Below are 12,813 nucleotides of genomic sequence, written 5' to 3' on the forward strand. Positions count from 1 at the left end.
GGTTTACATATTGCAAATGTAAACCGTTTAGTTTACATTTGCAATAAATTTTTTTATTCATGGAAAAAAAAACAAATCAAGTATCAAAATCCCAAAAAAGGGACAAAATGATTAAAAGTGCTTATGATATTTTTTACAAAAACGGCTTTCATGCCACTGGCGTAGATGCCATTGTTGAGAGTACTGGAATATCCAAGCGGACACTTTACAAACACTTCGAATCAAAAGAGGGTCTGATTATTGCTGCCGTTAATTATTACCACAAGATCACATATGGAGCAATAACTGATTATATAGAAAAATCTGCAGTAGACAAATCAGTTGATAAGGCTTTAATGATTTTTGATTTTCTTAAAGAATTAGTAGATGCCGGCAATCTTGACGGCTGCTTTGCAATGAATGCAAAAACGGAATATGCCCATAAGGCTGCAGAAATAGAATCAGCCTGTGATGACCATACTAATTCATTAATAGTGCTAATTGAAAAGTATCTTTCAGAGGCAAAAATTAAAGAAAGTAAACTGCTGTCTATTCAGATTATCATGTTATTTGAAGGCGCAATTCTGCGAAGCAAAGGGACTGAAAGTTCGTTGCCAATTAAATTAGCTAAATCTGCCGCCAAGGTGCTCTGCAGTCAAAATTAATGTGATTTATAAAATCTTTTAAAAATTTTAAGAAAATGCACTAACTAATATGAGCCTTGCCTTATGGTATTTATTGCTGGTTTCACTCTTTCTTTTAGTTTTTGATATATCTTTATGGTGCAGCGTTATCCAGACGTTCCATATACCGAGGCACAGCAGCTTCTGCTGGATTTCTTAGCCTGTGGGGTATTATGCGAATCAACGGTCGATTTTACCTCTTATTTTACAGAGCAGATAGACCTCCATCATTATGGTAATGCGTATCAGCAAAGATAATTTTGTTTACTATTTTAGATTAAATACATGCTGTTTAAATTGTCTGTATCAAATTTTTTGCCAGCCTCCAATTTTATTTATTTGGACAATCGATAAAAAAAGTTGTCCCTTTTCCAATTTCACTCTCTACCCGAATAGCACAATTTGTTTGTGCCAGCATCTCATAGCACATGGCTAGTGCAACACCTGCTCCTTTTCCAAAAGGATTATCTTGATTCATTTTCGGGTGAAAAAGATTGGAGAGATTTTCTTTTGTTATTCCTCTGCCATGATCTTTTATGGAAATGGTAGTTATATTATTCTCATTTATGGCATTAACTAAGATTACCGTCCCGGGAGCAGAGAATTTTAATGCATTGTGGAGCAGATTTCTTATAGTAAATAATAATACCATTTTATTGGCATACAGTTTTGCTGTTTGGCCAATAGTGTAGTGCAGCTGAATTTTTTTACTTTTTTGTACAGAAGTAAAAAAACTATTGGCGTCTTCTATTAATGAAGCAATATCTAATTCTTCTTTTTTAAAAGCATATCCGTCTTTTTTTGCTTTCACCCATTCAAGGATACCGTCCATAAAAAAAATGCTTTCTTTAGCATTGCTTTCCAATTCTTTTAAGAGCTCTTTTTTTTCAAGGTCTGAAAAAAAATCGCTTTGCTCGCTCAGCAGATTAGCTGTCATTATAGTGTTTGCAAAAGGCTGGCGAACATCATGAGCCAAGACAGCTATAAGCATGGCTTTGAATTTATTGCGGTCTTCAAGCTGTTTGTTTTGTGCAGTCAGAGCTTTGCGCAGTTCATCTTGTACTGCTGTAATGCGCTTCTTATCCTTGTACCGTTTCCAAAGCAAAAATGCTATAAACGAAAGTGCTGTCAGTCCGATAGACAAAAAAATAATAAGATAATAATGAAACCGTTGTTCACGTTCCATTTGACCAAGAATAGATTGCTGTTTTACATAGGATACGTAATTGTAGCCGGATTTACTGGTTGCATGTTTTAAATGATCTTTTCTTTCTATGACAATCCCTGCATATTCAAGTGCTTCTGCTGTATTGTTTTTTAAAATGAAATATTGATAAAGGCGTTCGGCAAAAACAAGCGAGCGTTCAGGATATCCGTACTGATCACTGATTTTTAAGCCTTTTTTATAATAAGAAATCCCTTCCTTGTCACGTCCAAGGTCGAGAAACATTTCGCCAATAGTCATCAAGGCTGAAACTTTAACATATTCACATCCCACGCTGTCGGCCATTTTCTCAGACTGCAAAAGAATTTTCAAACCATCCAAACGCCTGCCTTGGTTATAGAGCATGGTGCCCCTATTATTTTCATAAGAAATAATCATACGGTAGTCCTTATACTTATGTGCTATATCTAATCCCTTCCTGAAGATGGAATCCCTCTGATAAGCAGTTAGTTTTGGGTCGAGTGTGAGTATGTCGCTAAGGATAATGCTTCGTATGGAATCTTTATCAAGATTTCTGCTGAGGTCTTCCGCTTTGTAAATATATTTCAAGGCTTCTTTCTCATGCTTATCCGTAAAAAGCAAGATGCTGATGTTCATAAGCATTTGGCTTTCATTTTCTTTATCTCCGAGTCTTCTGTAAATTTCAAGGGCGTCATTAAAATAATGGGCCGACTGATAATTATTAACTGAAATAAAAAATATACCCTGGCAGTTCAGTGCATCGGCAATACCTTTTTGATAAGATGCTTTTCTTGCAAGAGATAAGGATTGTTCCGAGTATATGAGACAGGAGTCTCTGTAGCGCAGGTGGGATAGTAAAGCAAGCCGGTTGATCGCATCAATATAAGATTCTTTATTCTCAATATGAGGCAGCACTTTTTTAAGTTTGGCAATTTCTGCCTGCTGGGCTATGCAGTAATATGATGAAATAAACCAAAGAATGCTGCATAGTAAAAACTTTTTCATTGTGCTGTTTTATTGAATATAATATCACTCGAATGTGAAAATCGGGAACGTTTGGTTATAGAATCTACAGTAATATTAAATTTAAATGAAATTTAATATTATTACAGCTAATAAATCTTCATTTTAACATTTTTTGACAATTGCTTTTTTTGATTTTAATAATATTTCTGCAAAAGTAGCATTCAATATAATACAAACAAATTATTATACAGCAATCGATCTTTACTTCTGAATTCCCATAAAAATTTAGTTTCTGTCTGGTTTTTTAGGATAAAAATCTTCTAATGTTCCCTATATAGTAAGGGAGTAAATCCTGTTCTTTTTTTAAAGTAGGTTCCAAAAAAAGACGGATTGGCAAAATTTAACTCATCGGCAATCTGTGATACAGTTAAATTAGAACTTTTTAAAAGCGCCTTAGCAGCCATGATTACCATTTCGTCGATCAATTCCAGTACTGATTTTCCATTTACTTCCATTATTATTTTAGAAAAATATTTAGGTGTTAAGTGCAGTTTTTCAGCATAAAACTGAACACTTCTTTGAGTTTTATAATGTTCATAAAGCAGCCTTGCGAACTTCATCTGAATTTCTTCTTTACGGTTTTTATATTCTAAAACAGTATTGCTGTTTTTCGAAGAGTACAGCTGTAATATTTGATGCAGCAGTGCAGACAAAAAACTTCTAATAATAGGTTCCCGGTACAAAACTTGTTTTTGATACTGATTAACAATCAGTTGGTGAACTAAAAGAAATTCTTTAAACTGTTTGGGCGCTAATTGCCAGCACGTTTTTTCTTCTATTATTTTTACAATATTTCCCACTGGTATGGGAAGTTTAATAGTTGAAATAAAGTCGAATGTGAATAAGAGGAACTCTATCCTAAGGTTTTTGCTTTGTTCATTTATCTGTATAATGCTCTGAGGCATTATCAGAAGCAGTGTATTTTCAGCTACATCATATTCAATTAGGTTTATACCAATTTTACCGCTCCCTTTTTTACAAAAAACCAAAGCTATCCCTTCCACTATGTGAGGATGATTGAAATCAATGGCATGTTCTTGGACCTTGGTAGAATTTCTTGAAATAATGAACCCTTCGGTTTGGGTCAGCACATCTACATGAAGCTGTTTTGCAAAATGGTCAATTGAGATTTTACTATAGGGTTCTCTATTCATGACGTATTGATCTTTTTATGGGTAAAGATAGTAAAAAGCGACATTTTGAACAGTATTGAAGAAAATTTGATTTCTGGTAAAGTCTGCTAATCTAAGATCTTTGCGACATACTTAAACCTAATTAAAGAGAAAATGAACAAGTTGAAATTTATACCATTCCCGCTTTTAGGAGTATCAGTAATGCTCTTGATGCTATTTTCCTGTACTTCTAAAGAAAGCCAGAAACTCTCGGATGCTGTTCCTGTGAGGATTCAGAGCATCAGTTCAGATACTGATTCATATCCCCAGGAATATATTGGAACTGTTGAAAGTGATAAGACAGTAGATGTCAGTTTTATTCTGCCGGGAACAATTGAACAGATGTATGCCGCTGAGGGACAGAAAGTAGAAAAGGGGCAGCTGCTTGCCAGGCTTAATATCACGACCCAAAAAAATGTTCATGATCTATCTGTAGCAGCATTGAAGCAGGCTCAGGATGCTTATAAGCGGCTTTCTTCTATGCACGAGGATAAAAGTCTTCCCGAAATTCAATTTGTAGATGCCAAGACGAAATTAGAACAGGCAAGGGCAAGTGAAGAAATTGCAAGGAAAAACCTGCAGCAATGCACAATTTATGCCCCTCAGAGTGGTGTTGTCGGTAAAAAACTCGTTGAAACAGGTGCCAATGTTATGCCAGGCAGTCCCGTTTTTACTATTATCAATATTGATAATGTAAAAATAAAGGCCGCAATACCTGAGGGGGAAATTTCCGAAATGCGTGAAGGAAATAAAGCCAAAGTGATTATTTCTGCTCTCTCTAATGCAGTTTTTCAAGGAATACTAGTTGAAAAAGGTGTTACTGCCAATCCGGTTTCCCACACTTATGATATAAAACTGCTTGTAAAGAATCCTTCAGGGAGAATTGTTCCGGGAATGGTGTGCCGTGCCTATTTGGGGAGCACCGCTTCAAAGAACAGCATTATTGTACCTATCACTGCCGTGCAGGTAGACTATTCAGGTAACAGATTTGTGTGGCTTATGGATAAAGAGAATAAGGCCGTGTATAAGGAAGTAAAGCTGGGAAGCCTTTCCCAAAATGGGGTTAAGATAATAGAAGGTCTTAAGGAAGGGGATAATTTAATCATAGCCGGATATCAGAATATTAGTGAGGGAACCATCGTAAAAGCGGCTAATTAATTAAAAGTTCAAATGGATAAAAATAATGGAATTATAGCAGCGGCAATCAAATACAATAAAATTGTATTGCTGCTTATCATCACCCTGGTAGTATTTGGCATGTTCGCCTTATATAAAATGCCTAAGCAGGAGTTTCCTGTATTTACAATACGTCAGGGAGTTGTAGTTGGGGTTTATCCCGGCGCAGCATCAGCTGAAGTGGAACAGCAGCTTGCCAAACCCCTTGAAAACTTTCTTTTCACTTACAAGGAAGTAAAAAAGTCAAAAACCTATTCCCAGTCAAGAGACGGAATGGTATACATTTTTGTCGAATTAAACGACGAGGTAGCCAATAAGGATGAAGTATGGTCTAAAATAAAGCATGGCCTTTCCAATTTTAAAATGCAGCTTCCCTCTGGGGTGCTTGCTGTGATTGCAAATGATGATTTTGGTGATACCTCGGCGCTTTTAATTGCTTTGGAATCCGATACCAAAACCTACCGACAGCTTAAAGAATATCTTGAGGCTTTAGAAAATAAATTAAGAGCGGTGGAGTCTGTATCGAATTTAAGACGTTATGGGGTTCAGAACGAGCAGTTGAGCATTTATGTTGACAAGGAAAAAGTGGCCAGTTACAGCATCAATCTCTACAGCCTTTACCAGACACTTTTAACAAAGGGAATGATTGGGCCCTCAGGAGTGATTGATAATGATCAGATGGTAGTGCCCATTCATATCGCAAGGCCGTTTTCGTCAGAGCGTGATTTGGAAGAGCAAATTATCTATTCTGATCCCCAGGGGAACCATATACGGCTAAAAGATGTAGCAGAAGTAGTGCGGGAATATCCTAAAGCTTCAAGCTATACCGTAAGTAATGGAAAAAAGAGCCTAGTTCTTTCAACAGAAATGCGCCCTGGCTATAACATTGTCCAATATGGTAAAGATGTAGATAATGTATTGAAGGATTTTGAGAAAACACTCCCTTCTGATGTAAAAATTTACCGAATTGCAGATCAGCCGCAAGTTGTTGATGCTTCTATTAGTTCTTTTTTAGAGGAATTGGTTATTGCAATTATCGCCGTTATACTCGTTACAGTTGTTTTTCTTCCCATACGTGTTGCAGGGGTGGCGGCTTCTACCATTCCAATTACGATATTTATCTCGCTGGGAATCATGTTTGCCGTTGGAATTGAGCTCAATACGGTAACCCTTGCGGCACTTATTGTCGTTCTGGGAATGATTGTAGATAATTCGATAGTTATTGTGGACAGCTATCTGGAAAAACTTGATGAAGGGATCGATAGAAAAAAAGCAGCCATTGAAAGCGCCCGAGAATATTTCAAAGCAATATTTTCGGCTACGCTGGCCATCGGAATTACATTTTTTCCTTTTCTGATCACCTTTACTGGGATGATGTATGATTTCCTAAGTGCTTTTCCATGGACTATATTGATTACCTTATCCATTTCTCTTGCTATTGCAGTTTTGTTTGTTCCCTTTCTGCAGTACTTTTTTATTAAGAAAGGAATCCATTCAGCGCCGGCAGGCAAAAAGCGTCATAAATCCTTTATGGATTATGTCCAGTCTTTTTATGATGCAGTGCTTAAAAAAGTATTTCTTTTTCCAAAAATCACTTTTGTCATCGGTCTTGTTTTCGTTGCAGCAGGGCTTGCAATGTTTGTTAATCTGCCTTTGAAGATACTTCCGACAGCAGACCGGAATCAGTTTGCAGTAGAAATATTCCTGCCTCAGGCAAGTGCGCTTGCTCAGACAGAAACCGTTGCAAAAGATCTGGCCAAGGTGCTATCAAAAGACAAGCGTATCCGGTCTATAACCACTTTTATGGGTACAGGATCTCCAAGGTTTCATACCACTTATGCACCTAAAATCGGGGGGCCTAATTTTGCACAGTTTATTGTAAACACCGTATCAAGTAAAGCTACAATTGAGCTGTTGGACGAATATTCTGAAAAATATGCCAGAGCTTATCCCAATGCTTATATAAAATTCAAACAGCTGGATTATCAGGCTGGTGTGGATGCCGATATAGAGGTTCGCCTGAGCGGTGACAGCATTTCAGATTTAAAAGCGGTTGCAGCAAAACTTCAGGCTGAGATCAAAAAACTAAAAGCGCCCCAAAGAATTTATACTAATTATGAAGAGATACTTCCTGATATTTCCATTAGTTTGGATCCTGTAGAATCAAACCGATTAGGCATCAATGAAGGACTTTTGGGAATTGGCCTTACCTCAAGATTTGGAGGGCTTCCGATCACAACAGTATGGGAAGGGGATTATAAAGTTCCTGTAGTGCTTAAATCAAAGTGGCAGGGAAAAGACCCTGAAGGGTCAGATGTTGAGAATGAATATGTTTCAGGACTCTTTACACCGGCTGTTCCCCTTAGGCAGGTAGCCAGGGTTACAAACGGCTGGAATGAAGGACAGATTGTTCGCAGAAACGGAGTGCGCACACTCTCGGTTTACATCGACCTTAAGAGGGGAAATAAAGCCAACAGGACGCAATCTGAAGTAGAGGATATTGTGGAGAAAATGTCAAAAGAAATAGACAGCAGCAATATTGCTGTTTCCTATGGCGGGATAAAGGAGGATACCAATGACCAGCTTCCAAAAATTGCAGCAGGCCTTCTGATCTCGATAACCATTATTTTCTTTATACTGGTTTTTCATTTTAGAAAGGTAAGCCTTGCTTCTCTGGTATTTGCCTCAACATCGTTTAGTTTCTTCGGAGCCGCATTTGGTCTCTGGCTTATGGACATGGAATTCAGCATGACAGCAGTTCTGGGGCTGGTGAGTCTGATAGGAATCATTGTAAGAAACGGAATTATCATGTATGATTATATTGAAGAGCTCCGCAGTCACGCTAAGATGACGGTCCTTGAAGCCTGCATGGAAGCAGGAAAGAGAAGGATGAGGCCCATACTGCTTACATCACTTGCAGCGTCAATGGGGGTTATACCTATGATTATCAGCAAGAGTCCTCTTTGGGGACCAATGGGAACGGTAATATTTTTCGGGACTTTAATATCTATGGTATTTATCCTTACCATGCTCCCGCTGCTGTATTGGATGACTTATAAAAATAAGATTTGAGCGTAAGTGCTTAAAAATAAACAGGAAAAAATGAAAAACTTACAAATACTAGCACTGATCCTCACGACAATCTGTTCTGGATATGGTCAGACACAGCTTACAGTGGAGCAGATCAAAAGCATGGCTGTAAAAAACAATAGTAAGGTAAAGAACAGTATCCTTGAGCTTGAAGCCGCAAAGCAATCCAAGCAGGAGATGTTTACCAATTATTTTCCAAAAGTTACTGCTTCGGCTATTGGAATGAAAGCTTTGGATCCTCTTTTGGAAATCAAAATGAAAGGCGGGAACCTGCCTGTATACGATGGCAGCGCAGCCAATTTAGCCGGCGCATCCCAATTTGCTTACATGCCCGATGTTAATATGGGACTCTTTAATCAGGCTGGATTAGGTTATATAAATGTTCTGCAGCCCCTTTACGCGGGAGGAAAGATTAAAACAGCCAACAATCTTACAAGTCTTAATGTTGAGGTAAAGGAGCAACAGCAGCATTTAACAGCAGATGAAATCGTTCTTAAAGCCGAGCAGCAGTACTGGCAGGTTGTAATTGTGAAGGAAAAGCAAAAAACACTCGAAGGGTATATTCAGTTTTTGGATACACTTTACAGACAGGTCAATACCGCTTTTAAAAGCGGTATGATAATTAAGAATGATCTTCTTAAAGTAACAATCAAGCAGCAGGAACTTCAGGTAAATAAAATACAGCTTGCCAATGAAAGGAAACTTGCTCTGATGCGTCTTTGCCAGACCATAGGAGCAGAGTACAATCCTGAAATTATTCTGAGCAGCAGTCTGGCCGATTTATCTGAACCTGGAAATTATTTTGTTGCGCATAACACAGTACTGGCACACCGTGCGGAATACCAGCTTTTTGAGAAAGCTGTAGAGGCTTCAAAACTGGAAACGAAGCTAAAAAGAGCGGATTATATGCCCAGTCTGGGAGTCGGGGTTACAGCTTATTATCTGGATCAGTTTGAAAGCAATGTAAGCGGAGCTGGCAACGGGATGGCTTATGCTTCGCTAACTGTTCCTATTTCTGACTGGTGGGGTGCAAAGCATAAATTAAATGAGCTTAAATTACGCGAATCCATTACTAAAAACTCATTGGAAGACAGTAAAGGATTATTGCTGCTGCAAATGGAAAAGTCATGGACAGACGTAGTGGAATTAAATGAGAAAATACATTTGATTCAGGCAGCGCTTCTTCAGACTGAGGAAAATTTAGCTGTAAGCCAGAAAAGCTATAACAATGGCATGATTCAGCTCTCGGATCTGCTGGAAGCGCAGGTGTTAAAGATAGAAACAAACGATAAGCTAATTGAAGCTAAAAGCCAGTATAAAATTGCATTGACAAAATATCTGCAGGTAACAGCTCGATAGAACCATGAAAAGAACTCACTACACCTGTTTTTTCAAAGTTAACTTTAAAGACAGATATGATGAATTCTGGCTCAGGGAAGATCTTGAAGCAATAAGTTCGAGCCTGAAATATGAATTTATCGAGGATTTGGAAATAATAAGAATTTCGAATTGTATGCTTTATAGCTGTGAAATAAATACCATACTCGATTATTATAATTTGGAGTATGTTGTTTATTACGATTTGGAAGATCAAAAGGCAGAGCACTCTCTGCAATGAGAATAATTGAGGTTCTGCATCATAACTCTTAAGCAATAGCTCATATTAAAGACAGCATCTTTTGCCGTTATGCAAAAGATGCTGATATAAGAGAGAACTGGTACTGGTTTTAGAAGATCAAATATGAAAAAAAAAAATGTTTCGGAAGAGAGAAGAAAGAGTAATAAAAGGGATTTTGAATTAAAAGAGCTTTTGCTTATAGCGGTTTTATGGATCGCGGCGGCGCTGCTTTTTGTATTTATAAAAATTAATGATATTCCGCATCGTTTTATTTATCAGAGTTATAGTCTGCAGTCCTGGGTAAGCAGCGGACGTATTTATCTGACCGTCTTTTTTTTATCGGGATTAATTAGTATTCCGATGGGGCTGACGCATCTGTATGTTTATCCCAGAATGAGAAAAAGCAAATTTGAACATACTCTTGCGCTGCGGCTTATCAGCGTAATGCTGGTTATACTGTTTTTATCGATAGTGTTCTACTTATTTTTCTATGAAGGTAATCTGAATTCTTTTAATTTTAGTTTATTGCTGACCATTGCTGTTTATGCAATAGTAGTTGAAAGTTTTATCACAGCGGCAGTTCTGCTTAAACGCAGTGTAGGAAAAAATTACTTTACGGACTTTTTTAAAGGGACCTATATGACACCTAGGGAGGAAGAGCGGGTATTTTTATTTTTAGACATGACAGATTCAACCCCTTTGGTGCAGCAGTTAGGTCCATGCCTTTTCAGCAGGCTCATGCAGGATTGCTTTGCAGATCTTTCCGATGTCGTTTTGCAGTTCGATGGGTCAATCTATCAGTTTATTGGTGATGAGGCTGTTATTACCTGGAAAGTAAAAAAAGGTTTTGCGCCATCTGATTGTATCGGCTTGTATCTTAGCTATAAGCAATTGCTGGAGAAACGTAGTGAACACTATATGTTACTCTATAATGTAAAGCCAAAATTCAGGGCGTCAATTAACAGCGGAATGGTGTCTATTGCCTTGGTAGGAGATGTAAAGAGGGAGGCTGCGTATTTTGGTGACACCTTGAATATTTGTTCCCGGCTTCAGAAAATAGGTAAGGAAAGGAACGCTGAAATGGTTATTTCAGAAAGTTTTTTTTCCAAAGTAAAACATTATGAAAATTATGATTTTCATGCTGTGGATGGTTTGCTGCTAAAGGGAATTCCAAATATCAGCCGGGCTTATATTCTGAAGAAGTAAAACTATATCTTCTCAAAAAAAAATATATTTTACAAAATTAAATTGCGCGCAATTTTAATCTTTGTATATTTGCATTATCAAAAAATTAATATTTGAATTTTTAATTTATAAAATAAGAAATAATGCCGTTACTAGAAGATTTAAACTGGAGACATGCCGTAAAAGCGTATGATCCCGCAAAGAAAGTATCAGAAGAAGATTTAAGTAAAATTTTAGAAGCTGCCAGACTGGCTCCGACTTCCTCTGGTCTGCAGCCTTTCCGTGTAATTGTGGTAGAAAATCAGCAGTTGAAAGAGAATATGGTTAAAGGTGCCTTAAATCCAGAAGTTATGAGGGATTGTTCCCATGTGCTTGTTTTTGCTGCATGGGATAGTTACTCTGATGAGAAAATCGACAAGGTTTATGATCATCACACTGATGTTAGAGAATTGCCAAGAGGCCGTTTCAGCAGTTATACTGATCAGATCAAGCAAATTTACGGAGCTCAAACTCCTGAACAGCATTTTGCGCACACGGCAAGACAAACCTATATTGCACTGGGTCTTGCACTGGCCCAGGCAGCTGAACTCAAGGTCGATTCTACTCCGGCTGAAGGTTTCAGTAATAAAGTGGTAGATGAGATTTTGAATCTAGGGGAATTAGGTTTAAAAAGCGTTACGCTTTTATATCTGGGTTACAGAGACACCGAAAACGACTGGCTCTCTCATATGAAGAAAGTTAGAATTCCTATGGAGGAATTTATTATCAGAAAATAGTTTTTTACTTTACTTTTTGCCATTAGATTATGCAAGATAACCACCCGCCCCAATTGGAAAACCAGCTTTGTTTTCCGCTTTACGTTATTTCAAAAGAAATTATAGGTTTGTACCGGCCGTTTCTTGAAAAGCTCGATATTACCTACCCGCAGTATCTTGTAATGATGGTGCTTTGGGAGAAGGATGGATTGACTGTAAATCAGGTCGGCGAAAAACTGTTTCTGGACAGCGGTACTCTAACACCGCTTTTGAAAAGACTTGAAGTAAAGGGTTTTATTATTAGGAAAAGAAAAAAAGAAGATGAAAGAGTGGTTGAAGTTTTTCTAGCTGATAAGGGAAGGAATTTACAGGGAAAAGCATGTGAAATTCCGGTAAAAATGCAGGAAAAACTAAATCTGACAACAGAAGATCTATCCGAACTCAAAGAAACTGTTCAGAAAATTTTAAATAAAATTCAAAAATAACATGAAAACATTATATACAACAAGCGTTACGGCAAAAGGTGGAAGAAACGGACAGGTAAAAAGCGAAAACGGAATTTTAGAGCTTGAGGTAAGGATGCCCAAAGCTCTGGGCGGAATTAGTGATGATTTTACCAATCCGGAAATGCTTTTCGCAGCAGGATATGCGGCTTGTTTTGACAGCGCCTTGAATCTGGTTATCAGTAAATCCAAAATCCAGACCGGTGAAACTTCAGTTGCTGCCCAGGTAAGCATCGGGCAGAATGAAGACGGCGGTTTTGGTCTTGCAGCAGAGCTCGATGTGAATATTCCGGGAGTTAGTATTGAACAGGCTCAGGAATTGACACAAAAAGCGCATCAGATCTGTCCTTATTCCAATGCGACAAGATCCAATGTTGAAGTTAAGCTCTCGGTGACCAATAATTAAGGTTGTTTTTGTAAATTATATAAAAAAATCTGCT

Annotated in this window: 11 protein-coding genes; 9 read left to right on the forward strand and 2 right to left on the reverse strand. The window is 37.8% G+C overall.

Annotated elements, in window-relative coordinates; all coding sequences use genetic code 11:
- Positions 1-59 precede the first annotated feature (59 nt).
- Complete coding sequence (locus tag OZP09_RS20860) at positions 60-644, forward strand: TetR/AcrR family transcriptional regulator (RefSeq protein WP_281309934.1); 585 nt, start codon at positions 60-62, stop codon at positions 642-644.
- Between the two features lie 349 nt (positions 645-993).
- On the opposite strand, the gene OZP09_RS20865 is transcribed toward OZP09_RS20860, so the two are convergent.
- Together OZP09_RS20865 and OZP09_RS20870 are read right to left on the reverse strand one after the other, a co-directional pair.
- Entirely contained in the window at positions 994-2,853 is a 1,860-nt protein-coding gene (locus tag OZP09_RS20865) for a sensor histidine kinase (protein WP_281309935.1), read from the reverse strand.
- A gap of 281 nt (positions 2,854-3,134) precedes the next feature.
- Entirely contained in the window at positions 3,135-4,028 is an 894-nt protein-coding gene (locus OZP09_RS20870) for a helix-turn-helix domain-containing protein (RefSeq protein ID WP_281309936.1), read from the reverse strand.
- Positions 4,029-4,160: 132 nt separating this feature from the next.
- Between OZP09_RS20870 and OZP09_RS20875 the strand changes: the two genes are divergently transcribed.
- From OZP09_RS20875 to OZP09_RS20910, 8 genes are all read left to right on the forward strand, one after another.
- Positions 4,161-5,204: an efflux RND transporter periplasmic adaptor subunit gene (locus OZP09_RS20875; RefSeq protein ID WP_269235551.1), complete on the forward strand. Its 1,044-nt coding sequence runs from the start codon at positions 4,161-4,163 to the stop codon at positions 5,202-5,204.
- 12 nt (positions 5,205-5,216) lie between these two features.
- Positions 5,217-8,294, forward strand: a complete 3,078-nt coding sequence (locus OZP09_RS20880; protein ID WP_281309937.1) for an efflux RND transporter permease subunit — start codon at positions 5,217-5,219, stop codon at positions 8,292-8,294.
- A 30-nt stretch (positions 8,295-8,324) separates the two neighbouring features.
- Positions 8,325-9,671 carry a TolC family protein gene (locus OZP09_RS20885; protein ID WP_269235552.1) on the forward strand — a complete coding sequence of 449 codons (1,347 nt, stop codon included), beginning with the start codon at positions 8,325-8,327 and terminating at the stop codon, positions 9,669-9,671.
- Between the two features lie 4 nt (positions 9,672-9,675).
- Complete coding sequence (locus tag OZP09_RS20890; RefSeq protein ID WP_269235553.1) at positions 9,676-9,930, forward strand: hypothetical protein; 255 nt, start codon at positions 9,676-9,678, stop codon at positions 9,928-9,930.
- A 123-nt stretch (positions 9,931-10,053) separates the two neighbouring features.
- Complete coding sequence (locus OZP09_RS20895; protein WP_281309938.1) at positions 10,054-11,136, forward strand: adenylate/guanylate cyclase domain-containing protein; 1,083 nt, start codon at positions 10,054-10,056, stop codon at positions 11,134-11,136.
- A 122-nt stretch (positions 11,137-11,258) separates the two neighbouring features.
- Complete coding sequence (locus tag OZP09_RS20900; protein WP_269235555.1) at positions 11,259-11,891, forward strand: nitroreductase family protein; 633 nt, start codon at positions 11,259-11,261, stop codon at positions 11,889-11,891.
- Positions 11,892-11,920: 29 nt separating this feature from the next.
- Positions 11,921-12,355: a MarR family winged helix-turn-helix transcriptional regulator gene (locus tag OZP09_RS20905; RefSeq protein ID WP_281309939.1), complete on the forward strand. Its 435-nt coding sequence runs from the start codon at positions 11,921-11,923 to the stop codon at positions 12,353-12,355.
- Position 12,356: 1 nt separating this feature from the next.
- Complete coding sequence (locus OZP09_RS20910; protein ID WP_269235556.1) at positions 12,357-12,779, forward strand: organic hydroperoxide resistance protein; 423 nt, start codon at positions 12,357-12,359, stop codon at positions 12,777-12,779.
- Positions 12,780-12,813 lie beyond the last annotated feature (34 nt).

It is taken from the genome of Flavobacterium flavigenum, from assembly GCF_027111255.2.
GTDB classification, from domain to species: Bacteria; Bacteroidota; Bacteroidia; order Flavobacteriales; family Flavobacteriaceae; genus Flavobacterium; species Flavobacterium flavigenum.